General features: G+C 70.2%; 19 protein-coding genes and 1 pseudogene. 9 read left to right on the top strand and 11 right to left on the bottom strand.

Annotated features, from left to right (window positions below):
* Window positions 1-11: 11 nt before the first annotated feature.
* Genes EAO73_RS04795 through ssd form a run of 4 tightly spaced genes read right to left on the bottom strand, consistent with a single transcriptional unit; the run spans window position 12 to window position 3935 of the window.
* Window positions 12-851 (bottom strand): type II secretion system F family protein, encoded by an 840-nt coding sequence (locus EAO73_RS04795; RefSeq protein WP_191133936.1) that lies wholly within the window; start codon window positions 849-851, stop codon window positions 12-14.
* On the bottom strand, window positions 848-1732 hold the full coding sequence (locus EAO73_RS04790; RefSeq protein ID WP_191133935.1) for a type II secretion system F family protein: 885 nt from the start codon (window positions 1730-1732) through the stop codon (window positions 848-850). Before EAO73_RS04790 ends, EAO73_RS04795 begins: the two co-directional genes overlap by 4 nt.
* Window positions 1729-2877 carry a TadA family conjugal transfer-associated ATPase gene (locus EAO73_RS04785; protein ID WP_147970238.1) on the bottom strand — a complete coding sequence of 383 codons (1149 nt, stop codon included), beginning with the start codon at window positions 2875-2877 and terminating at the stop codon, window positions 1729-1731. Before EAO73_RS04785 ends, EAO73_RS04790 begins: the two co-directional genes overlap by 4 nt.
* On the bottom strand, window positions 2874-3935 hold the full coding sequence (gene ssd / locus EAO73_RS04780) for a septum site-determining protein Ssd (RefSeq protein ID WP_191134007.1): 1062 nt from the start codon (window positions 3933-3935) through the stop codon (window positions 2874-2876). The genes EAO73_RS04785 and ssd overlap by 4 nt, the downstream gene beginning before the upstream one ends.
* Window positions 3936-4500: 565 nt before the next feature.
* Here ssd and EAO73_RS04775 point away from each other — a divergent pair.
* On the top strand, window positions 4501-5340 hold the full coding sequence (locus EAO73_RS04775) for an HAD family hydrolase (protein ID WP_147970236.1): 840 nt from the start codon (window positions 4501-4503) through the stop codon (window positions 5338-5340).
* Window positions 5341-5743: 403 nt separating this feature from the next.
* On the opposite strand, the gene EAO73_RS04770 is transcribed toward EAO73_RS04775, so the two are convergent.
* On the bottom strand, window positions 5744-6568 hold the full coding sequence (locus EAO73_RS04770; RefSeq protein ID WP_147970235.1) for an oxidoreductase: 825 nt from the start codon (window positions 6566-6568) through the stop codon (window positions 5744-5746).
* A gap of 96 nt (window positions 6569-6664) precedes the next feature.
* Here EAO73_RS04770 and EAO73_RS04765 point away from each other — a divergent pair, with 96 nt between their 5' ends.
* Window positions 6665-7666: an AAA family ATPase gene (locus EAO73_RS04765; RefSeq protein WP_147970234.1), complete on the top strand. Its 1002-nt coding sequence runs from the start codon at window positions 6665-6667 to the stop codon at window positions 7664-7666.
* Between the two features lie 111 nt (window positions 7667-7777).
* Here EAO73_RS04765 and EAO73_RS04760 read toward each other — a convergent pair whose 3' ends face one another.
* Entirely contained in the window at window positions 7778-9082 is a 1305-nt protein-coding gene (locus EAO73_RS04760) for a hypothetical protein (protein ID WP_147970233.1), read from the bottom strand.
* 280 nt (window positions 9083-9362) lie between these two features.
* On the opposite strand from EAO73_RS04760, the pseudogene EAO73_RS04755 reads away from it, so the two are divergent.
* From EAO73_RS04755 to EAO73_RS36350, 6 genes and pseudogenes are all read left to right on the top strand, one after another.
* Window positions 9363-12167: pseudogene (locus EAO73_RS04755) on the top strand (bifunctional SulP family inorganic anion transporter/carbonic anhydrase).
* A gap of 193 nt (window positions 12168-12360) precedes the next feature.
* A complete protein-coding gene (gene acs / locus EAO73_RS04750) occupies window positions 12361-14358 on the top strand; it encodes an acetate--CoA ligase (RefSeq protein WP_147970232.1) in 1998 nt (665 codons plus the stop codon).
* A 232-nt stretch (window positions 14359-14590) separates the two neighbouring features.
* Window positions 14591-15997 (top strand): Na+/H+ antiporter NhaA, encoded by a 1407-nt coding sequence (gene nhaA, locus EAO73_RS04745; RefSeq protein ID WP_147970231.1) that lies wholly within the window; start codon window positions 14591-14593, stop codon window positions 15995-15997.
* 39 nt (window positions 15998-16036) lie between these two features.
* Entirely contained in the window at window positions 16037-16567 is a 531-nt protein-coding gene (locus tag EAO73_RS04740; RefSeq protein WP_147970230.1) for a phage holin family protein, read from the top strand.
* Window positions 16564-17589 (top strand): alpha/beta fold hydrolase, encoded by a 1026-nt coding sequence (locus EAO73_RS04735; protein ID WP_147970229.1) that lies wholly within the window; start codon window positions 16564-16566, stop codon window positions 17587-17589. The genes EAO73_RS04740 and EAO73_RS04735 overlap by 4 nt, the downstream gene beginning before the upstream one ends.
* A 106-nt stretch (window positions 17590-17695) precedes the next feature.
* Complete coding sequence (locus EAO73_RS36350) at window positions 17696-17899, top strand: hypothetical protein (RefSeq protein ID WP_073966437.1); 204 nt, start codon at window positions 17696-17698, stop codon at window positions 17897-17899.
* Between the two features lie 26 nt (window positions 17900-17925).
* Here the strand turns inward: EAO73_RS36350 and EAO73_RS04725 are convergent, their stop codons facing one another.
* The 3 genes from EAO73_RS04725 to nth form a co-directional block, all read right to left on the bottom strand.
* The gene (locus EAO73_RS04725; protein WP_147970228.1) at window positions 17926-19131 is read right to left on the bottom strand and encodes a MarP family serine protease; all 1206 of its coding nucleotides are present in this window, start codon (window positions 19129-19131) and stop codon (window positions 17926-17928) included.
* Between the two features lie 87 nt (window positions 19132-19218).
* Window positions 19219-20034 (bottom strand): NUDIX hydrolase, encoded by an 816-nt coding sequence (locus EAO73_RS04720; protein ID WP_147970227.1) that lies wholly within the window; start codon window positions 20032-20034, stop codon window positions 19219-19221.
* Between the two features lie 62 nt (window positions 20035-20096).
* Window positions 20097-21035, bottom strand: a complete 939-nt coding sequence (gene nth, locus EAO73_RS04715) for an endonuclease III (RefSeq protein ID WP_147970226.1) — start codon at window positions 21033-21035, stop codon at window positions 20097-20099.
* A gap of 253 nt (window positions 21036-21288) precedes the next feature.
* On the opposite strand from nth, the gene EAO73_RS04710 reads away from it, so the two are divergent.
* The gene (locus tag EAO73_RS04710) at window positions 21289-21963 is read left to right on the top strand and encodes a Crp/Fnr family transcriptional regulator (protein WP_014046869.1); all 675 of its coding nucleotides are present in this window, start codon (window positions 21289-21291) and stop codon (window positions 21961-21963) included.
* A 65-nt stretch (window positions 21964-22028) separates the two neighbouring features.
* On the opposite strand, the gene EAO73_RS04705 is transcribed toward EAO73_RS04710, so the two are convergent.
* Together EAO73_RS04705 and EAO73_RS04700 are read right to left on the bottom strand one after the other, a co-directional pair.
* On the bottom strand, window positions 22029-22859 hold the full coding sequence (locus EAO73_RS04705; RefSeq protein ID WP_147970225.1) for an MBL fold metallo-hydrolase: 831 nt from the start codon (window positions 22857-22859) through the stop codon (window positions 22029-22031).
* On the bottom strand, window positions 22856-23785 hold the full coding sequence (locus tag EAO73_RS04700; protein ID WP_147970224.1) for an NUDIX hydrolase: 930 nt from the start codon (window positions 23783-23785) through the stop codon (window positions 22856-22858). The genes EAO73_RS04705 and EAO73_RS04700 overlap by 4 nt, the downstream gene beginning before the upstream one ends.
* Window positions 23786-23814: the final 29 nt, after the last annotated feature.

The following is a 23814-nucleotide window of genomic DNA, read 5'->3' as shown; positions in this document are numbered from 1 at the left end:
CCTCGTTCGGGTCACGCCGGTTGCAGCAAGCCCCCGGCCAGCCCGATCACCACGGGCGCCACCCCGACCGCCAGGAACGCGGGGAGGAAGCACAGTCCGACAGGCGCGGTGACCGTCACTGCGGCCCGCTGAGCCCGCGCCACCGCCGCCCTCGCCCGCTCGGCCCGCAACGCCTCGGCCATGCGCGCGACCGGTTCCGCCGCCGGAGCGCCGGTGGAGCCCGCCCGGTCCAGGCAGCGGGCCAGAGCAGCGGCCCCTGGTATCTCGCCGAACCGCCCCCAGGCGACAGTGGGGTCCCCGCCGAGCCGGATCTCCGCCGCCGTGCGCGCGAGTTGCTCACCGACCGGGCCGCCCAGCGACTCACCCACTGCCTCGGCCGCATCCACCGGCCCGGCACCCGCAGAGATGCAGGCGGCCAGCAGATCCGCCGCCATGGGAAGCTGCCGCGCCGCCTCCGCTGTATGCGCTTTGGCCTCAAAGGCGCGTACGGCGGCGGGCCCGAGCCGCGCTCGCTGCCACCGCCAGGCACCGTAGGCCGAGGCCAGACCGGCCACCCAACCCACCGGGCCTCCCACGAGGAACCACCCGGTCAGCGCGACCGCCGGCACCATCGCCCACTGCCTGACCAAACCGGCGGAGACCGGTCGGCGCGCCCGGCGACCCGTTGACCGGGATGCACCCGGCCCCACGGCGGGAACCACCGGTGCCACTGCCAGAAGCCGCTCGCCTCGACGCCGGACCCGTCGGCCCACCCGGCGCCGGACCAAGGGAAGAACCACGCGTGTGTGAAGCGCGAGTGCCGCCCCGACGGCCTCCACTGCCTGCGCGAGTCCACCGGCCGACGCGCTCATACCGCTTCTCCCGCCCGGACGATCCGGGCGGCCCACAGGAGACCGCCCACCTCGAGCAGCCCGCCCGTCACCAGGCAGACCAGGCCGGCCGTGCTGTGAAGCAGCACCCTCAGCGGGTCCGCTCCGAGTGCGGCACCGAGCCCCATCCCGAGCACGGGGAGCAGGGCCAGCACCGCGACCGTCGACCACGCTCCCGCCAACTGCGCCCGCAGCTCATCGCGCTGACAACGTTCGGCCCGCAGCGCGCTCTCCAGCCGAGCCAGCCCGGCCGCGAGCCCGGCACCACTGCCCACCGCCACTCGCCAGCAGGCGGCCACTCCGGCCAGCCCGTCCAGCCCCGGTTCGCCCGCCGCCTGGACCAGCGCCTTCGGCACATCCCCGCCGAACCGGGCCGCAGCCGATACCCGGACCCCGGATTCGCCCATCACGTCCGTCCCGCGTATCGCGACGAGCAGAGCCTGCCCCGGCTCGTGGCCGGCCCTCAGCTCACCGACCAGCGCGCCGCACAGGTCCACCACCCCGTCCGCGCGGGCTTCCTGGTCCTTGCGCCGCTTCCTCTTCCGCAACCACCGCCGCATCACGGGAACCGCGACAGCCCCCGCGATCAACGGCAGTACGGACTGGCCGAGCAGTGCCAGAACCGATGCCGCCGGGAGACAGAGCCACTCCCCGCGTCCCCGGAGCCGTTCCTCCCACCGGCTGCGCGCTCTCCACCACCTTTCCCGGGCCCGCGGCTGCCCGCTGCCGTCGGAGAGGAGCGCCCGCGCTCTCCGCAGCGGCCTCCCGTGCCCTGCCAGGACCAGCCACACCGCCGTCGCCGCGCACAGCGCAGCCGCATGTACCGCCTCCGGCACACCGGCCGACGACGTGCCCCCGGTCACAGCGCACCCCCGATCAGCGCGTTCAGCCGCTCCCAACCCCGTTCCCGCTCGAAACCCATGGGACCCCAGCGCAGCGCCGGGACCGTCAGCACCAGCCCCGCCGCATCCCGCTCCAGCACGTGGATGTCCGCGATCCGCCTGCGACCCGCGCGGTCCCGTACGAGGTGGACCACGACGGACAAGGCCGCCGCGAGCTGACTGTGCAGCGCCACCCGGTCCAGCCCCGCTGCGGTTCCCAGCGCCTCCAGCCGTGCCGGGACATGCCCGGCAGCATTGGCATGAACCGTGCCGGAACCTCCCTCGTGCCCCGTATTGAGGGCTGCCAGGAGCTCGGTCACCTCGCTGCCCCGCACTTCACCGACCACCAGCCGGTCGGGACGCATGCGCAGGGCTTGCCGCACCAGATCCCGGAGAGTCACCCGCCCGGCACCCTCCTGATTGGCGGGGCGTGACTCCAGCCGCACGACATGCGGATGGTCCGGTCGCAGTTCTGCCGAGTCCTCGGCGAGCACAATCCGCTCGCCCTCCCCCACCGCTCCCAGCAGGCTCGACAGCAGAGTCGTCTTCCCTGCCCCGGTCCCACCGCTGATCAGATACGAGACCCTCGCCTCCACCAGAGCTCTCAGTACCCGGTCTCCCCCGGGCGGTACGGTCCCGGCCTTGACCAGCTCCGCCAGTGAGAAGGCCCTGGGCCTGACCACCCGGAGCGACAGGCATGTCGAGCCGACCGATACCGGGGGCAGCACGGCATGCATGCGGGTGCCGTCCGGAAGTCTCGCGTCGACCCAGGGCCTGGCGTCGTCGAGCCGGCGGCCCGCCACAGCCGCGAGCCGTTGTGCCAGCCTGCGAACCGCGGCCGCGTCCGCGAAGGTCACCTCGGTGAGTTCGAGCCCGCCACCACGGTCCACCCAGACCCGGTCGGGGGCGGACACCAGGACATCCGTGACGCCGGGATCGGCCAAGAGCGGTTCCAGTACTCCGGCCCCGATCAACTCGCCCCTCAACTCGTCTGCCCGGCCCAGCACTTCGGCTGTCCCGAGCAGGCGGCCCTGGGCGCGCAGCGCGGCGGCGACCCCGGCCGGGGTCGGCGCCGTACCGCTGCACGCGAGCCGTTGCCTCACGGCGTCGAGCAGCGTCTCGGTCATGAGACTCCTCCGGCGCCCGGACCGTTGGCGCTCTCGCCCACAAGTGCCTGTTCCCAGAAGGCGGCGCAGAACCTGGCAAGCGGCCCACGTGCATTGCCGCCGGGCGGTTCGCCCATGTTCTGCTCGGCCGACAGGCCCTTCTCCCAAGGGACTTCGCCTGCCAGCGGAAGACCCATGGCCTGGGCCACCCATTGCTCGTCGAGCCCGGGTGCGTACGGACCCCGCGCCACCACGCGCAGGTCGTCGAGCACCATCCCGGCCATCGACGTCACTCGCTTCGCCGCCGCGACCCCGCGCAGTTCCCCTGGAACGACCACAAGCCCCAGGTCGAGCTGGGCAAGGGCTTCGGCAACCGCTTCGTCCACTCGGCGCGGCAGATCGACCACCACCACCCCACCGAGCCTGCGCGCTGCGGCCAGCACCGCCCGCATGGCAGGCGGTGGGATGACCACCCAGTCGTCACGGCCCCAGCTGAGAACCCGCAGCCCATGCAGCGCGGGCAGCGATTCCTCCAGCGCACCTCCACCGACACGCCCCTTGGAATGGGCGAAATCAGGCCACCTCATCCCCTCGGCCCGCTCGCCACCGAGCAGCACGTCGATGCCGCCGCCCAACGGATCCCCGTCGATGAGCATCGTCCGCTGTCCGGCCCTTGCCGCGGTCACCGCGAGAGCACAGGCCAGCGTGGACGCTCCCGCACCGCCCCGGCCCCCGATCACCCCCAACGTGAGCGCGGGCCGGCCGACACCCTCCGCCGCATTGGCGATCTGGTCGACGAGCCAGCTCTCCGAGTCGGGCAGCCGGATCACGTACTCGGCGCCGATTTCGACGGCCCGGCGCCAGACATCGGGTGTGTCCTGGCCCCTGCCCACGACCATGACGCCACGCCTGCGCGCCGCCCCGCGGCACCGTGCGGCCGCGTCATCACCGACGAGGACCACGGGTGCCTGCTCCCAGCCCCCTCGGTGGCCGGGAAGCGTGTGATGAACTTCCGGCTCCGCACCGGCCGCCGCGCACAGCCTCAGCAGATCGTCGAGCAGGTCCACGTCCTCGGTCACGATCAGCGGTCCGCTCCGTCGCGCGCCGACTGTCGTCGACCGATCCAGCGCACTGGATTCAGCCATACTCTCCACCCCCTCCATCACTCGCCCTCGCCGTGGTTCACGGCGGTCTCGGAGCTCATCCGAGAACGGCGATTCCGGTACCCGTGGACTTCACGGGTGGAATCACGGTGCGGCGCTTCCGGAAATCATGTGGATCTTGCTCAAAAACCGTGGACAACTCGGCGGTTGTGAATAACTCCGTAGCTCATACCGGTGACTTCCCGGTGCGACTCTTCCGCTACTCAGTGTCACGATGCAGGCTGAGCGTGCGTCGGGTGCAGACATGACCCGACATGGAGCAGAAGGAGGAGAAATGGTCGATTCCGCTCGACAAACCGCGTCTGGACATGCGACGACCCCCGCCGGGGGGGAGAGCGGGGGTCGTCCCCACGGCCGACTCGGGGGGGAGGAGCCGGACCGGGTTAGCACGGTCGCGAACGATCCGTGACTTCCATGGTGTACCCGACGCCCTTCTCAGGCAAACCCACGCGCCGGGGTTTACGCCGAATGGCCGCCCCCTATGCTCTGCCTTGTGGAAAACCGCTTCTTGCCGCGCACAGCCGCCTTCTTCGACCTGGACAAGACGGTCATTGCGAAGTCTTCGACACTGACCTTCAGCAAGTCCTTCTACCACGGTGGACTGATCAACCGCCGCGCCGTGCTGCGCACTGCGTACACGCAGTTCGTGTTCCTTGCCGGGGGCGCGGACCACGACCAGATGGAGCGGATGCGCGAATATCTTTCGGCGCTCTGCAAGGGCTGGAACGTACAGCAGGTCAAGGAACTTGTGGCCGAGACCCTGCACGACCTTATCGACCCGATCATCTATGACGAAGCGGCGACGCTCATCGAAGAGCATCACACCGCCGGCCGCGATGTCGTGATCGTCTCGACCTCGGGTGCCGAGGTCGTCGAACCGATCGGCGAGCTGCTCGGCGCCGACCGCGTCGTCGCCACCCGCATGGTCGTCGGGGACGACGGCTGCTACACGGGCGAGGTGGAGTACTACGCGTACGGGCCCACGAAGGCGGAGGCCATCAAGGCACTCGCAGTTTCGGAGGGCTACGACCTGGCCCGCTGCTACGCGTACAGCGATTCGGCGACCGACGTACCCATGCTGGAATCCGTCGGCCATCCGCACGCGGTCAACCCGGACCGCGCGCTGCGCCGGGAGGCGACCCTCCGGGAGTGGCCGATTCTCGCCTTCGACCGGCCCGTCCGGCTCAAGCAGCGCCTCTCCGCGCTCTCCCTGCCGCCGCGCCCCGCACTCATGGCCGCGGCAGCGGTGAGCGCGGCCGCTCTCACCGCTGGAGTCGTCTGGTACGCCGCCCGTCGGCGAGCAACTGCGGCTTCCGCCTGACACAGCTCATTGAACCAACTCGTCCGTAATTGAACCCAAAAGTAAAGAAGTGCGGTCAGCACTACCGCTCTTCCAGCGCCTGGAGTACAAAGGATTCAACGGCCCGCGAGACCAAGGACATCCGCGAGGATGACCTGAATTACGCAGCAAGGCCCCACGGACCGCGCATGGAAACCCGGCACCCACGCGACGTCGACCCGTCGATTACGGGCCAGCCGCACCAGGAGCGGGCAAAGACCCCGACCTGATGGGCACATAACGAGGACGCTTGGTAACTGGGCGGACATGCCAGCGGCGGTACCGGACCGGTACCGCCGCAACCACGTTCGACGCCCGCTTCACAGTCGGTCCCAGCTTGCGACGCAGTTGCCGGGAAGCGCCGTTGACGCTGCGGGCGAGGGCGCTATGCCGCGCCTCGCTGAAGCGCCTCACACACGGCGGTCGATTCCCGGACACCGAGTTCCGCCGAGCGTCCGCAGTGCTTGATCCAGGCGACCATGCCGGCCGGCGTGCCCGACAGATAGCCGTCGAAGGCCGCCACATAGGCCGCCCGCCCCTGTTCTGCGTGCCCGACTTCGGCCGGACAGATCGACTTGGGATCGAGCCCGCTTCCGATCAGCACGATCCGCTCCGCAGTGCGCGCCACCAGGCCGTTGTGCGACCCGAAGGGACGCAGGGCCAACAGTTCCCCGTGGACGACGGCGGCGGTCACCAGGGCGGGCGCCTCACTCCCCGAGAGAATGAGCCGGGCGAGCCCGTCCAGTCGGCCCGCAACCTCGTCCGCGTCCGGCAGCGGTGCCTTGACCAGCGGCTCGTCCACCGGTTCACCCGCGAGCCTGGGCCGCCCGACAGCATCCTCGGGGGCAGCGCCCCCCGCGGCCACCAGGTGGAGCCGTGCGAGAACACGCAACGGCGACTGCCGCCAGATGGAAAGCAGCTGACCCGCCTCCGCCGTCAGGCGGAGGGCCGACCCGACGACACGCGCCTCGTCGTCACCGCTGAAGTCGGTGCGACGGCGCACTTCCTCGAGGTTCCAGTCGGCACCGGACAGCGCGGCCGATCCGCGGGCGCCCCGCAGAGCGGCCTCCGCGGTGACTTCGTTGCTGCGGCGCCGCATCACGCGGTGCCCGTAGACCCGGTCGACGGCCTTGCGTACGGAGTCCACCGCGTCGGTCACACCCGGCAGAGCGCTCAGGGCGACGAGCGGGTCCGAGGAAGTCGTACTCATAAGTAGCGAGGCTACGCGCCTCACGCCCGCCCACCGGCCGGGAGTGGCCTTCTTCACGGAAACTGACAACCCATAGCGATGGATCGACTACCCTAGGTGAACATGAAGATCGCTTTCGTAGGGAAGGGCGGCAGCGGTAAGACCACGCTGTCCTCGCTCTTCATCCGCCACCTCGCTGCCAATGAAGCCCACGTCCTCGCGGTGGACGCCGACATCAACCAGCACCTCGGAACAGCGCTCGGCCTCGACGAGGACGACGCCGCCGCACTGCCCGCCATGGGGGCGCAGCTGCCCCTGATCAAGGAGTATCTGCGCGGCAGCAATCCGCGCATCGCCTCGGCCGAGACGATGATCAAGACGACGCCACCGGGCGAGGGCTCACGCCTGCTGCGCGTGTGCGAGGACAACCCGATCTTCGAGGCCTGTGCACGCACGGTCCGGCTCGACGACGGGGACATCCGGTTGATGGCGACGGGGCCGTTCACCGAGTCGGACCTCGGTGTGGCGTGCTACCACTCCAAGGTCGGTGCGGTCGAGCTCTGCCTCAACCACCTCGTCGACGGCCCCGACGAGTATGTGGTGGTCGACATGACCGCCGGTTCGGACTCCTTCGCCTCAGGGATGTTCACTCGCTTCGACATGACGTTCCTCATCGCCGAACCGACCCGCAAGGGCGTCTCGGTCTACCGCCAGTACAAGGAGTACGCGCGGGACTTCGGTGTGGATCTGAAGGTCGTCGGGAACAAGGTTCAGGGCGAGGACGACCTGGAGTTCCTACGCGCCGAGGTGGGCGACGACCTGCTGGTCACGGTCGGCCACTCCGACTGGGTGCGGGCCATGGAGAAGGGCCGCCCCGCGCGCTTCGAACTGCTCGAGGCCGACAACAGGATGGCACTGCAGTCCCTGCAGAACGCGGCGGAGGACTCGTACGAACGGCGGGACTGGGGGCGCTACACGCGCCAGATGGTCCATTTCCATCTGAGGAACGCGGAGAGCTGGGGAAACGACAAGACCGGGGCAGACCTTGCTGCCCAGGTCGACCCGGCCTTCGTGCTGGACGAGGGCCTCATTCGCGCCGAGGCCGCCCAGCCTGCCTGAGCGGCCGAGGCTTCGGGCGGGCCGACCACGGCGCCTCCGATGCCTTGGTGAGGGCGCCGGACGGCGCCGGGCGCATCTAAGGCTCGGCGCCCCGGTGCACGTACCAACTCCCTAGCGGTCGGCCGGATTCCCCGCGGCCGCGGCCGGCGCCTTGGAGGCCTCCTGGTCCCGGATTGCCCCCTTCTTGAGGAACGTGGGCCAGCCGGCCTCGGGCTCCTGGCCGACCTTCAGCGTCCGGAGCTTCGCCAGTGTCGCCGGGTCCTGTGCGTCGAGCCAGTCCGCAAGCTGCCTGAACGAGACGCAGCGCACGTCGGCCTTGGTGCAGACCGTCGCGATCGTCTCCTCGATGGCACGCATGTACGTGCCACCGTTCCAGGACTCGAAGTGGTTGCCGATGATCAGCGGCGCACGGTTGCCGTCGTACGCGCGGTCGAAGGCCTGGAGCAGACCGTCACGCATCTGGTTTCCCCAGTACTCGTGCTTGTCCGGGTCTCCTTGCGTCGTCCCGGACTGGTTGAACATGAAGTTGTAGTCCATCGACAGCGTCTCGAAGGCGCGCCCGGGGACTGGGACGAGCTGCATGGAGAGGTCCCAGATCCCGCTCTTCTTCTCCGGCCACACCTGGTCGTTGACGCCGCTGGAGTCGTAGCGGAACCCCATGGTGCGTGCCGCCTCCACCATGTTCTTCCGGCCCTCCAGGCAAGGGGTGCGTCCGCCGACCAGTTCCTTGTCGTAGTCGAAGGGAAGAGGCTTCTCGGCCTTGAGGACCGGGTCATTCGTCCTCCAGCTCTTGACGAAGGACTTGGCCTGGCTGATCTCGCTCTTCCATTCCTCTACGGACCAGGTCCCGACGCCACCGTCGTTGCCGCAGAAGTGGCCGTTGAAGTGGGTGCCGATCTCGTTCCCGTCCTGCCAGGCACCGCGCAGCTGGGTGAGGGTGTCCCGGATTCCCTTGGTGTCGTTGAAGCCGATGTCCGAGCTGCCGGCGTTGTGCTTGGGCGGGTCGTACCGGGTCCGCTTCCCTTCCGGGAGCAGGTACACGCCGCTGAGGAAGTACGTCATCGCGGCGTCGTACTTCTTGCCCACCTCACGGAAGTGCGAGAAGAGCCGCTGACTGTCCTCTCCCGCTCCGTCCCACGAGAACACCACGAACTGCGGGGGCTTCTGTCCCGACGTCAGGCGTTGCACCACCGGCTGCTTGGGCTGAACACCCGTGAAGGCGGTCGACCCGTCACCAATGGCTCGGAACACGGACTTGGGCGCCGCTTCCGCGGCCTTCTTCTTCTCGCCCGCGGCCCCGTTGACGGCCCCGAGACCGGAGGCCCCTGATCCGGAGCCCGCCGAGCACCCGGCCGCCCCCGCGATCAGCGCAACAGCCATGACGCCCAGAGCGATCCTCTTCGTGGCGGCCATCATCCGCCCACCTCTTTCTCACAGGTAGCTTGCGCCGAGTGCCGACACGGAGCCGCCAAGGTCGCACGTACTGTCGAAAGGCTGGCGCGACAAGCCGAATGAAAAGCTGCTTATTCACCGGAATGGGTGGACGAGTGGCCCATTTGCCCTTAATCCTGGACACGCTTCTTTACTCTCCATTACTGTCTATTTACCGAGAGTTGAGATATCCCGCCGCTGCACGCCGTGACCCACGGCCGCGTCACCGAATTTCGCGACCGCGCTGCCCAGGAGGAGACGGGAAATGTCTGCCTGCGTACCCACTCGCCACGATCACTCATCGCGCAGTTCGCGCCCCTCCCGGTCCTCGGGAGTCAAGCGACCACACAGCCCGCCCCCGCGCGGCGGACGATTCCGTATCGCGGGCGCCGACGTGTCGGCGTCCATCACTGTGTTCCTGCTCGCCATCCCCATGTCGCTCGGTCTCGCCGTCGCCATGGGTGCGCCTCTGGAGGCGGGCCTCATCTCCGCCGCGGTCGGCGGCATCGTCGCCGGACTTCTCGGCGGGACTCCCCTCCAGGTCTCCGGCCCCTCCGCCGGACTGACCGTGGTGACGGCCGAGACGATCCAGGTCTACGGCTGGCGCACCACCTGCGCCATCACCATCGGGGCGGGACTGCTTCAGCTCGCCCTCGGCTCCCTGCGGGCAGCCCGCAGCGCGCTCGCCGTCTCTCCCGCGATCGTCCACGGCACACTCGCCGGCATCGGCGTGGCCATCGCGCTCGCTCAACTGCACATCGTGCTGGGCGGTTCACCACAGAGCTCTGCCATCTCCAACGTCCTGCACCTTCCGGACCAGCTGGCACGTGTCAGTCCCGCCGCCCCGCTGATCGGCGCACTCACGGTGGCCACTCTCGTCCTGTGGCCACTGCTGCCCGGACGGGCCGGGCGGATTCTGCGCCGCGTTCCGGCAGCCCTGGCTTCCGTGGGCCTGGCCACCGCCGTGGCAGCGTGGGCGGCGCCGTCGATCGCCCGGGTCGATCTCCCCTCCTGGCGCTCGCACGCCCTGCCCGAAATGCCACAGGGTCCTGTGCTCGGTCTGGCCACAGCCGTGTTCACGATGATGCTGGTGGCCAGCCTGGAGTCACTACTCGCCGCCGTCGCCGTGGACAAACTGGCCGCCGACCGTAACCGCGCCCGCTCCGGAGCCTCCCCGGCCGGGATCGGAGAAGTACCGGGCAACGCACCGGGCACGGCATCCCAGCTGCTCGAGACCGCAGACCCGTCCGCCGCTTCCGTGCCCCCTGCCCCCGACGCAGCCGAAGCCCGTTCCCACCCGGACGGCCTCGACCGGCTCGCTCCCCCGCTCAAGCGCTCCGACCTCGACCGGGAGCTGCGCGCTCAAGGCGTCGCCAACGCGGTGTCGGGCTTGCTGGGCGGACTCGCGGTATCCGGCGGCGCTGTGCGCAGTTCGGCGAATGTGAGGGCCGGGGCGACCAGCCGGGCCTCCACCGTGCTGCATGGCGTGTGGATCCTGCTCGCCTCTGCCTTTCTCGTGACAGCCCTTGAGCGCATTCCGCTGGCGGCCCTGGGCGCGCTGGTGATGATGGTCGGCCTCAAAATGGTCAGCCTCGCGCACATCCGCAACGTCCACCAGCACCGCGAATTCCTGGTGTACGGAGCGACGATCGCCGGCGTGCTGGTCGTCGGCGTCCTCAAGGGCGTGGCGATCGGGATCGCCGTCGCGGTGGCCGTCGCCCTGCACCGGCTGGCCCAAACCCGGATTTCGGTCTCCGAACAGAACGGGCAGCATCTCGTCGTCGTACGCGGGCAGTTGACCTTCCTGGCAGTACCCCGCCTCAGCCGGATGCTCGGGCGACTCCCCCAGGACGCCGATGTGGTCGTCGAGCTCGACGGCTTCTTCATGGACCACGCGGCGTACGAGACGATTCAGGACTGGAGCAACGCCCATACGGCACACGGCGGCCAGGTGGCCTTCGCCGGCCGCTCGGGCGGCAGAATCGCCGAGCCCGCCGCAGCGGCTTATTCCTGCTGCCGTCCGTGGACCCCATGGCGCAACCACCACTGCCACGACCAGCCCGAACACGCCCCTCCCTCGCCGGCAGCCAACCACCGGCCGGACCCCGCGCTCTCCGTCGGCACCGCAGCAGCCCCGAGCATCCGGCTGAGGCGGGGTACTGCCAGGAAGGTCAACTGCCCGCGTACGACGACGAGATGCTGCCCGTTCTGTTCGGAGACCGAAATCCGGGTTTGGGCCAGCCGGTGCAGGCCGGTGCAGGCTCACCGCGGACCAGCGGCGCCGTATCGCGCTGGAAGGAGCTCAGACCTCTGACCAGCCGGTGATCGCCTCCCGCGCGCGGCCGCCGACCGGCCCCCGCGCGCGGGAGGCGATCACCGGCTGGTCAGAGGTCTGAGCTCCTTCCAGCGCGATACGGCGCCGCTGGTCCGCGGTGAGCTGGCGCGGCTCGCCCGAGAGGGCCAGCGCCCCTCACAGTTCTTCATCACCTGCGCGGACTCCCGTCTGGTGACCAGCATGATCACAGCCAGCGGTCCGGGCGACCTCTTCACCGTGCGCAATATCGGCAACCTTGTGCCGCCCCCGGATGCAGAGGAGGGCGACCACTCGGTGGGGGCCGCGATCGAGTACGCGGTGGACGTGCTCGGCGTCGAGTCCATCACCGTCTGCGGTCACTCGGACTGCGGGGCGATGAACGCGCTGCTCGCAGGGGCGCCGCAGGCCTCCGACACGTCGCTGTGGCGCTGGCTCCGGCATGGGCTCCCGAGCCTGGGCCGGGTGAGTGCGACCAGCGACACGCAGCCCCGGTTCTCCGGCCGGCTGCCCGCCAATGCGGTGGAGCAGCTCTGCCTGACCAACGTGGTCCAGCAGCTCGACCACCTGAGGGCGCACCCGTCGGTGGCCTGCCGCATCGCCGATGGCAGCCTTCAGCTGCACGGCATGTACTTCCACGTGGCCGAGGCCCAGTCGTATCTGCTGGCGGAGGACGGGAGCACCGGAGTCGGCACGGCTGCGGTGTTCGACCCGATCTCACCCGCTCATCCGGCCGAGCTGACACGTACCGGCGCCTGAACCGCACGCCGCTCGGGTCCGTGAGACCTAGTGATCCCGCTGACGCGTTCTCCGCACATCCGCGCTATCCGCATCACCGGCACGGCCCTGCGCGGCCTCGGCGTGGAAGCGGGATCATGCCTCTATACACGAGACACAGGTCTAAACCAATTCCTGGCAGACACTTGTCACCCGGCCTCGGGACTGATGAGCTATGCCCCGGGACACAACGGACACCCTGGGACTGGGAGAAGTCGTGAGCAACGAGAGCCTGGCCAACCTGCTTCGGGAAGAGCGGAAGTTCGCGCCGCCTGCCGAGCTGGCCGCCAACGCCAACGTCACCGCAGAGGCGTACGAGCAGGCCGAAGCGGACCGGCTGGGCTTCTGGGCCGAGCAGGCCCGCCGCCTGACCTGGGCCACCGAGCCCACCGAGACCCTCGACTGGAGCAACCCGCCCTTCGCGAAGTGGTTCGCGGACGGCAAGCTCAACGTGGCCTACAACTGCGTGGACCGTCACGTCGAGGCGGGCCACGGCGACCGGGTCGCCATCCACTTCGAGGGCGAGCCCGGCGACAGCCGCGCCATCACCTACGCGGAGCTGAAGGACGAAGTCTCCCGCGCCGCCAACGCCCTCACCGAGCTCGGTGTCGGCAAGGGCGACCGGGTTGCCGTCTACCTCCCGATGATCCCCGAGGCCGCCTTCGCGATGCTGGCCTGTGCCCGCATCGGTGCGGCGCACTCGGTCGTCTTCGGTGGCTTCTCCGCCGACGCCATCGCCGCCCGCATCGAGGACGCGGACGCGAAGGTCGTCATCACCGCCGACGGCGGGTACCGCCGCGGCAAGCCGTCCGCGCTCAAGCCCGCGGTCGACGACGCCGTCTCGCGCATCGACAGCGTGGAGCACGTCCTCGTGGTCCGGCGTACGGGCGAGGACACCGCGTGGACCGAGGGCCGCGACGTCTGGTGGCACGAGATCACCGGCCGACAGTCCGCCGAGCACACCCCCGAGGCGTTCGATGCGGAGCAGCCGCTCTTCATCCTCTACACGTCGGGCACGACCGGGAAGCCCAAGGGCATCCTGCACACGTCCGGCGGTTACCTCACCCAGGCGGCGTACACGCACCACGCGGTCTTCGACCTCAAGCCGGAGACCGATGTCTACTGGTGCACCGCCGACATCGGCTGGGTGACCGGACACTCGTACATCGTCTACGGGCCGCTGGCCAACGGCGCCACGCAGGTGATGTACGAGGGCACCCCCGACACCCCGCACCAGGGCCGCTTCTGGGAGATCGTCCAGAAGTACGGGGTCACGATCCTCTACACCGCGCCGACCGCGATCCGTACGTTCATGAAGTGGGGGGACGACATCCCCGCCAAGTTCGACCTGTCGTCCCTGCGCGTCCTCGGTTCGGTGGGCGAGCCGATCAACCCCGAGGCCTGGATCTGGTACCGCAAGCACATCGGTGCCGACAAGTGCCCGATCGTGGACACCTGGTGGCAGACCGAGACCGGCACGATGATGATCTCGCCGCTGCCGGGCGTCACGGAGACCAAGCCGGGGAGCGCCCAGCGCGCCCTGCCGGGCATCTCGGCCACCGTCGTCGACGACGAGGCCAACGAGGTCCCGAACGGCGGAGGCGGCTACCTGGTCCTCACCGAGCCGTGGCCGTCGATGCTCCGCACCATCTGGCGCGACGACCAGCGGTTCCTCGACACGTACTGGTCACGCTTCGAGGGCAAGTACTTCGCCGGCGACGGTGCCAAGAAGGACGAGGACGGCGACATCTGGCTGCTGGGCCGGGTCGACGACGTGATGCTGGTGTCCGGGCACAACATCTCGACCACCGAGGTCGAGTCGGCGCTTGTCTCGCACCCGTCGGTCGCGGAGGCCGCCGTGGTCGGCGCCGCCGACGAGACGACCGGCCAGGCCATCGTCGCCTTCGTCATCCTGCGGGGCACGGCCACCGCTTCCGACGAGCTGGTGTCGGAGCTGCGCAACCACGTCGGTACGACGCTCGGCCCGATCGCCAAGCCGAAGCGCATCATGCCGGTGGCCGAGCTGCCGAAGACCCGTTCCGGCAAGATCATGCGGCGCCTGCTGCGGGACGTGGCGGAGAACAGGGCCCTGGGTGATGTCACAACCCTGACCGACTCCTCGGTCATGGACCTGATCCAGAGCCAGCTGCCGTCGGCCCAGTCCGAGGACTGAGGCGCTGACGGACGACCGACAGCCCGAAGGGCACCCGGCGACGCGCCGGGTGCCCTTCGGGCATTTAAGGTGAAGATCACCACTCCCTCACACCCCGCTCCCACGCCCCGCGGGTACAGTGGCGGCTGAGCGACAACACGATAAGAAAATCTCCACAGGGGTGCCGGGAAGTCTGGTCGGCAAGTGCATCAGCCATGCCATCGCTGCCGTACCGACCCGGAGGTCTCCCCCCGTGGCCACGCCCACTCCCGCACCCACCGGCCCGCGCCGCACCTTCCTGGGGCGGCTGCCGCTCCCCGAGCGCAACTATGTCGCCGACGCCCTGCGTACGGAGACCGTCGGTGGCGTCATCCTGCTGGTCGCCGCCGTGGCCGCGCTGGTGTGGGCCAACACAGCGGGTTCGAGCTACTCGGCCGTCAGCGACTTCCACATCGGGCCCGAATCCCTCGGGTTGCACCTCTCCGTGGCGCACTGGGCCGCCGACGGGCTGCTCGCGGTCTTCTTCTTCGTCGCGGGCGTCGAACTCAAACGCGAACTCGTGGCAGGTGAGTTGCGCGACCCCAGGGCCGCCGCGCTGCCCGTGGCCGCCGCGCTCTGCGGCATGGCCGTGCCGGCGGTCGTCTACACACTGGTGAACGTCCTCGGCGACGGTTCCACGGCCGGCTGGGCGGTTCCCACCGCCACCGACATCGCCTTCGCACTCGCCGTTCTCGCCGTCATCGGCACCTCACTCCCGGCCGCGCTCCGGGCCTTCCTGCTGACGCTCGCCGTCGTGGACGACCTCTTCGCGATCCTGATCATCGCCGTCTTCTTCACCGAGGACATCGACTTCCTCGCGCTCGGCGGCGCCTTCCTCGGCCTGGGCCTCTTCCACCTGCTGCTCCGCCTCGGCGTGCGCGGCTGGTACGTCTACGTACCGCTCGCCGTGGTCGTCTGGGGGCTGATGTACAACAGCGGCGTCCACGCCACCATCGCCGGCGTCGCCATGGGCCTGATGCTGCGCTGCACGCGGCGCGAGGGCGAGGACCAGTCGCCCGGGGAACGCATCGAGCACCTGGTGCACCCCCTGTCGGCGGGCTTCGCCGTTCCGGTCTTCGCGCTCTTCTCCGCCGGAGTCTCCCTCTCCGGCGGCGCGCTGGCCGGTGTGTTCGACCGGCCCGAGACGCTCGGGGTGGTCCTGGGACTCGTCGTCGGCAAGACGATCGGTGTCTTCGGCGGTACGTGGTTGACCACCCGGCTCACCAGAGCCGAGCTGAACAAGGAGCTGGCCTGGGCGGACGTCTTCGCGATCGCCTCACTCGCCGGTATCGGCTTCACCGTGTCGCTGCTGATCGGGGAGCTCGCCTTCGCCGGTGACGACGACATGATCAACGAGATCAAGGCGTCGGTTCTGCTCGGCTCCCTGATTGCCGCCGTACTCTCCGGTGTACTGCTCAAACTCCGGGTACGGAGATACAGGGCGCTGTCCGACGCCGAGGAACTCGACGAGGACGGTTCCGGAGTGCCGGACGTCTACGAACAGGACGACCCGGCGTACCACCTGAGGATGGCCGCGCTCTACGAACAGAAGGCGGCCGAGCACCGCCGCCTTGCCCGACTGGCGGGGGCAGCGAGCAGCGAGCCGGACAGTCCGGCATGATCTGACATCGGACATGTTGAACAGGAGAGGGAGTCAGGGATGAGCGACCCCGGCAATTACGCGGGCAGCGCCGACCGCAGTCTCGGCCAGCTGGTCGCGTCGGCGACGGCCGAACTGTCGGCGCTGGTGCACGACGAAATCGCCCTGGCCAAGGCCGAGGTGCGGCAGGACGTCAAGCGCGGCGTCATCGGCAGCGTGGCCTTCATCGTCACGGGCGTGCTGGTCCTGTTCTCGATCCCGGTGCTGAGCTTCGCAGCCGCGTACGGCATCCACAATCTGGGGCTGGGCCTCGCCTGGTCGTTCCTGATCGTGGGCGGTGCGTTCATCCTGCTGGGCGTCCTGCTCGCGCTGTTCGGCTACGCCAAGTTCAAGAAGGTCAAGCCGCCGGAGAAGTCCATCGCGTCCGCCAAGCAGACCGCCGCGGTCCTGCAGGGCGTCAAGCCGCACCCCCGTCCGGAGACCGCCGCCGACGCGATCCTTCCGCTGGGCGGCAGCACCCGCGCGGACCGGGCGATCGAGAGCGCACCAGTCCAGGACAAGGCGTCGGCTGTGGCACGCTCGTCCACATGACCGTCCCCGATTCCAGCGCACCCGGCCCTGTGGGCCCGGAGGACCGGGCGGGCCACGAAGGGCCGGCCGGCCCGGCGGGCCCGGCTCCCGCACCGTCCGCCCCGGCCGGCAGCCCCGTTCGCCTCGACGGTCCCTGGACGCACCGGGACGTCGCGGCGAACGGCGCCCGCTTCCACATCGCCGAGATGGGTGACGGGCCGCTGGTCCTCCTCCTGCACGGCTTCCCGCAGTTCTGGTGGACCTGGCGCCACCAGCTGCCCGCGCTCGCCGGGGCCGGCTTCCGGGCCGTGGCGATGGACCTGCGTGGTGTCGGCGGCAGCGACCGCACCCCCCGGGGCTACGACCCCGCCAACCTGGCGCTCGACATCACCGGCGTGATCCGGTCGCTCGGCGAGCCGGACGCCGCCCTGGTCGGCCATGACATGGGCGGCTACCTGGCCTGGACGGCCGCCGTGATGCGCCCCAAGCTGGTGCGCCGGCTGGTCGTCTCCTCAATGCCCCACCCGCGGCGGTGGCGCTCCTCGATGCTCTCCGACTTCGCGCAGTCCCGGGCCGGCTCGTACATCTGGGGCTTCCAGCGGCCGTGGGTGCCGGAGCGTCAGCTCGTGGCGGACGACGCCGCGTTGGTGGCACGACTGATCAGCGACTGGGCGGGTCCTGGCAAGGCGGAGTTCCCCGACGCGGCGACGCTGGGCGTCTACCGGCGTGCCATGGCCATCCCCTCGACGGCGCACTGCTCGATCGAGCCGTACCGCTGGATGGTGCGCTCGCTGGCCCGCCCGGACGGCATCCAGTTCAACCGGCGCATGAAACGGCCCGTCCGGGTGCCCACGCTGCATCTGCACGGTTCACTCGATCCGGCGGTCCGCACCCGCAGCTCGGCCGGATCCGGCGAGTACGTCGAGGCGCCCTACCGTTGGCGACTTTTCGACGGTCTGGGCCACTTCCCCCATGAGGAGGATCCGGCCGGGTTCTCGGCCGAGCTCATCAACTGGCTCAAGGATTCCGAGCCCGACCGCTAGCCACAGGGGCACACGTGTCCGACGAACAGCCACGTGCCTGACGCATAGGCCAATTGGCTGGCGGATAGGCGGTTACGGACCATGAGGCACGGGCAGACGTCCGGGTATGGGCTGGACGCACGACTTCGGTGACGCAGCACGCAACCGTCGCTCGACCGCCACGGCGGTTCCGGGCATTCATGAGGGGGACGGCCTCCAGGGCCGGGTGCACGCTTTGCACGTCATGCATGATCCTCGGCTCGGCATCTCACGCATCCTCCGCCGCAGGGCCCGCTGGGTCTCGGCGCGGCTGCGCCATCCCCGCAACTGACGCACCCCGGGCCCGCCCGTGTACCTCTAGAGCGCGCACCCCTGGCTGTCGACCTGCTGGCTGGCGGTGCGTCCCTGCGTGATGTCGTCGCGGATCTCGTCCGCCGTCAGCGCGTAGCCGGTGTCCGGGTCGTCGAGCGACTTCGCGAACACGACTCCGTACACCTTGCCCTCGGGGGTCAGCAGCGGGCCGCCGGAGTTGCCCTGGCGGACCGTGGTGTAGAGCGAGTACACATCGCGGCGGACCGTACCCCGGTGGTAGATGTCGGGGCCGTTGGCGTCGATGCGGGCCCGGACACGCGCGGAGCGTACGTCGTACGCGCCGTTCTCCGGGAAGCCCGCGACGATGGCGCTGTCGCCCGTCTCCGCGTCGCTCTCGGTGTCCGCGAACCGCAGCGGCTTCACGTCGAGGTCGGGTACGTCGAGTACGGCGATGTCGCGCCGCCAGTCGTAGAGGACGACCTTCGCGTCGTACAGGCGCCCCTGGCCCCCGATCTGGACGGTCGGCTCGTCGACGCCGCCGACGACGTGGGCGTTGGTCATGACCCGGCGGTCGGAGAACACGAACCCGGTGCCTTCGAGGACCTTGCCGCAGCTCGGGGCCGTACCCACGACCTTGACGATGGACTGCTTGGCGCGGGCGGCGACGGGGCTGCCGACCAGCGCCGGGTCGGGGGCCCTGACCTCGGTGATCGGTTCGTTGGCGAACGGGCTGAAGACCTGCGGGAAGCCGTTCTGCGCGAGGACCGACGAGAAGTCCGTGAACCAGGTGGACGCCTGTGACGGCATCACCCGGGAGACGCCCAGCAGGACCGAGGAGCTGCGGACCTCCTTGCCCAGCGTCGGCAGCGAGGTGCCCGCCAGGGCGGACCCGATCAGCCAGGCGACCAGCAGCATGGCCAGCACATTGACCAGGGCGCCGCCGGTTGCGTCCAGGGCACGCGCGGGCGACCACGTGATGTGGCGGCGGAGCTTGTTGCCCAGATGGGTGGTGAAGGCCTGGCCGATCGACGCGCAGACGATCACGATGACGACCGCGACGACGGCCGCGGTGGAGGAGACCTCCGAACCGTCCGTCATCTGGTCCCACAGGACCGGCAGCAGATAGACGGCGACGAGACCGCCGCCCAGGAACCCGATCACCGACAGAATGCCGACGACGAACCCCTGGCGGTAGCCGATGACCGCGAACCACACGGCGCCGGCCAGCAGCAGGATGTCCAGCACGTTCACCGTCTATAGCCTCGCAGATTCGTCACCGGGCCCGTACGTCTCCGTGTCCGGGCGGGCCCGGAGCGGCGGAACACGGAAGTCAGCCTGTCATGCGCGCCAGTCGAGCGGCACCTGCCTGGCTCTGTCCCACGGACGTTCCCAGCCCGCGAAGTGCAGAATCCGGTCGATCACCCCGGCCGTGAATCCCCAGACGAGTGCCGATTCGACCAGAAATGCCGGGCCCCGGTGGCCGCTGGGATGGACGGCCGTCGCCCGGTTGGCCGGATCCGTGAGATCCGCCACGGGGACCGTGAAGACCCGCGCCGTCTCGGCGGGGTCGACGACCCCGACCGGACTGGGTGTACGCCACCAGCCGAGCACGGGCGTCACCACGAAGCTGCTCACGGGGATGTAGAGCCGGGGCAGCACGCCGAAGATCTGCACTCCGCGCGGGTCGAGGCCGGTCTCCTCCTCGGCCTCCCGCAGGGCCGCCCGCAGCGGCCCGGTCGTCGCCTGGTCGCCGTCCTCAGGGTCGAGCGAGCCACCGGGGAAGGACGGCTGCCCCGGATGGGAACGCAGGCTTCCGGCCCGTTCCATCAGGAGCAGTTCGGGTCCGCGCGCACCCTCGCCGAACAGCACGAGCACGGCGGACTGGCGCCCCGCGCCGCTCTCGGGCGGCAGGAAGCGGCTGAGCTGCTGCGGCCGCACGGTCCGCGCGGCGCCCGCCACCGGATCGAGCCAGTCGGGCAGCCCTTCGGCCGAGACGGTGACCGGGACGCCGTCGTCGGCCGGACCGGCGGTCACAACGTCCGTACGTCCGTCACGCGCGCCGCCGCGCCGGCCCGACCCACCCACATCACCGCGTTCCGTACCGCTGTACCGCTCCTCGCCCTGCTGTTCCGTGCCGGGTTCATGCGTCTTCATAGGCACCCCTCCGTCTCACAACGCCTGTCGTCCCGCGATTCGTTCCGCAGCAGCGGTCCGCCTCAGTCGGCGCCCAGGGGAGGTGCGGGGCTTCCCGGGTAGTCCGGCGGCGGATTCAGCCGCTGGCCCGGCCGGCCGCCCATCTCGTACTTCAGCAGCTTGCGGGCCTTCTCCGGGTCCGTCTCGCCCTCACCGTACGAAGGGCACAGCGGGGCGATCGGACAGGCGCCGCAGGCAGGCTTGCGGGCGTGGCAGACACGCCGGCCGTGGAAGATGATGCGGTGCGAGAGCATGGTCCACTCGCTCTTGGGGAAGATCGCCGCGATCTCCGCCTCGACCTTCTCCGGGTCCTCCTGCTCGGTCCACTTCCACCGCCGGACCAGTCGGCCGAAGTGCGTGTCGACGGTGAGTCCGGGGACGCCGAAGGCGTTGCCGAGGACGACGTTGGCCGTCTTGCGGCCGACTCCCGGCAGCTTGACGAGATCCGCGAGCCGCCCCGGCACCTCGCCGCCGAAGTCATCCCGGAGTATGGCGGACAGGCCCAGCAATGACCTGGCCTTGGCCCGGAAGAAGCCGGTCGGCCGAATCAGCTCCTCCAGGTCCTCCGGGACGGCCGCGGCCATGTCCTCCGGGGTGGGATAGGCGGCGAAGAGGGCGGGAGTCGTCTGGTTGACCCTCAGGTCGGTGGTCTGGGCGGAGAGGACCGTGGCGACGAGCAGCTCGAACGGATTCCGGAAGTCCAGCTCCGGGTGGGCGTACGGGTAGACCTCGGCGAGCTCGCGGTTGATCCGGCGGGCGCGGCGGACCATGGCCAGATGCGATTCGGGCCGCACCGGCTTCTTCTTCGGCGCACCGGCCGTGGCGGTGCCGGCAGCCTCGGCCCCGTCCGGCTTCGCTCTCCTGGCCGAGCCGGAGCCGGCGGTCCCGGTCTTCGCCGTCACGGACCCGCCCTCCGCCGTTTTCTTCAGGTTCTTCCGGTTGCCCGCACCCTGTTCGCCCACAGCGGAATCACGGCCTTCCGACACCCCATCAGCCCCCTTGGCCTGCGCTCTCACCGGCATTCTGGACACCCGGCCAGCCTAGAGCCCGCCACTGACATCCGCCCCGGTCACCGGTGATCCGCCCCCAATCGGCCCCCTGCCGTACCCCTCGGCACGCGCGTGCGTCAAACTGGTTTGTGATTGATCGCACTGTTTTACCGTCCGGCATGATGGGGACCACGGTTCCCTGAACAGGCCGACAAGGAGAGAACTCGTGGACGACGTTCTGCGGCGCGCCCCGCTTTTCGCGGCGCTCGATGACGAGCAGGCCGCGGAGCTCCGCGCCTCGATGAGTGAGGTGACCCTCGCGCGCGGCGACGCGCTGTTCCACGAGGGCGACCCGGGCGACCGCCTTTATGTGGTCACCGAGGGCAAGGTGAAGCTCCACCGCACCTCCCCCGACGGCCGCGAGAACATGCTGGCGGTCCTCGGCCCCGGCGAGCTGATCGGCGAGCTCTCGCTCTTCGACCCGGGCCCGCGCACCGCCACCGCCACCGCGCTGACCGAGGTCAAGCTCCTCGGCCTCGGCCACGGCGACCTGCAGCCCTGGCTCAACGCACGCCCCGAGGTGGCCACGGCGCTCCTGCGTGCCGTCGCCCGGCGCCTGCGCAAGACCAACGACCAGATGTCGGACCTGGTCTTCTCCGATGTGCCGGGCCGCGTCGCCCGCGCCCTCCTGGACCTGTCGCGCCGCTTCGGCGTCCAGTCCGAGGAAGGCATCCACGTGGTGCACGACCTGACGCAGGAGGAGCTGGCCCAGCTGGTCGGCGCCTCCCGCGAGACGGTCAACAAGGCGCTCGCCGACTTCGCCGGCCGGGGCTGGCTGCGGCTGGAGGCCCGCGCGGTGATCCTCCTGGACGTGGAGCGGCTGGCCAAGCGCTCGCGCTGACCCGCCGTCGTACGCATGGGTGAGGGGCTCTGCCGGTACCGGCAGAGCCCCTCACCCATGCGTCGTCAGATCAGCCCGTGCTCGACCAGGTACTCCAGCTGCGCCCGCACCGACAGCTCCGCCGCCGGCCACAGCGAACGGTCCACGTCCGCGTAGACATGGGCCACCACCTCGGCCGAGGTCCGGTAGCCCGACTCCACCGCCGTCTCCACCTGGGCCAGCCGGTGCGCGCGGTGGGCGAGGTAGAAGTCGACCGCGCCCTGCGCGTCCTCCAGCACCGGGCCATGTCCGGGCAGCACCGTGTGGACCCCGTCGTCGACCGTCAGCGAGCGCAGCCGCCGCAGCGAGTCGAGGTAGTCCCCCAGCCGCCCGTCCGGATGCGCCACCATCGTCGTCCCGCGTCCGAGGATCGTGTCCCCGGTCAGCACCGCCCGGTCGGCCGGCAGGTGGAACGACAGCGAGTCCGCCGTGTGGCCCGGTGTCGGCACCACGTACATCTCCAGGCCGCCGGTCGTGATCACGTCACCCGTGCCCAGGCCCTCGTCGCCGAGCCGCATCTCCGGGTCGAGCGCCCGCACCTTGGAACGGGTCAGCTCGGCGAACCGCGCCGCGCCCTCCGCATGGTCGGGGTGGCCGTGGGTGAGAAGTGTCAGCGCGATCCGGCGGCCCGCCCGCTCGGCGGTGTCGATGACAGCCCGCAGATGGGCGCCGTCCAGCGGGCCCGGGTCGATGACCACCGCCAGGTCCGAGTCGGGCTCGGCGACGATCCACGTATTGGTCCCGTCGAGCGTCATCGCCGAGGGGTTGGGCGCCAGGACGTTGACCGTACGGGTGGTGGCGGGACCGGACAGCACACCGCCGCGCGGCTGGCCGGGCAGTGCCGCGGCGTCACTCATGCCGCACCGCCTTCCGTGTCGTCCTTTTTCTCCCCGCCGTGCGTTTCGTCCGTGCCGGCCGTGGAAATGTGTTGGGTGAACTCCTCGTGCCCCGGCCAGCTCAGCACCAGCTCGTCACCGTCCAGACGGGCCTGTGCGAGTACGGGGGTCAGGTCCTGGTCCGAGGCCGCCTCCAGCACCCGCGCCGCGGTGGCGTACGGCCGGAGTGTCCGCAGCGTCGCCACGGTCGGCGGCATCATCAGCAGTTCGCCCCGGTCGTATCCGTCGGCCGCGTCGCCCGGGGTGATCCACACCGTGCGGTCGGCCTCCGTCGAGGCGTTGCGGGTGCGCTGGCCCGTGGGCAGCGCGGCGGCGAAGAACCATGTGTCGTAGCGACGCGGTTCGAACTCGGGGGTGATCCAGCGCGCCCAGGCGCCGAGCAGGTCCGAGCGCAGCACCAGCCCGCGCCGCTCCAGGAACGCGGCGAACGACAGGTCCCGTGCCACCAGTGCCTCGCGGTCGGCCTCCCAGTCGTCGCCCGTGGCGTCGGTGACGACGGTGTCCGGCGTCGGGCCCGCGAGCAGGACCCCGGCCTCCTCGTACGTCTCGCGGACCGCCGCGCAGACGATCGCCTGGGCCTCGGCCGGCGTGCCGACGCCCAGCCGGTGTGCCCAGGTCTCCAGCGAGGGCCCGGCCCACCCGACGAGCCGATCGTCGTCGCGCGGATCGACACCGCCACCCGGATAGGCGTACGCCCCCCCGGCGAAGGCCATCGATGTGCGCCGGCGCAGCATGTGGACGGCGGGCGCGCCCCCGGTGCCGGTGGCGTCGTCCCGGAGCAGCATCACGGTGGCGGCCCGCCGGGGCACGACGGCAGTCAGCTCGCCTGCCGCGAGGGCCCTGATCCGGCCGGGCCATTCCGGGGGGTACCACTGACCATTGGACATGGCCGGAGGCTATCCGGAACCGCGACGAT

The organism is Streptomyces sp. col6 (assembly GCF_008042035.1).
Lineage (GTDB): Bacteria > Actinomycetota > Actinomycetes > Streptomycetales > Streptomycetaceae > Streptomyces.
This window is presented reverse-complemented; position numbering and strand designations above follow the sequence as displayed.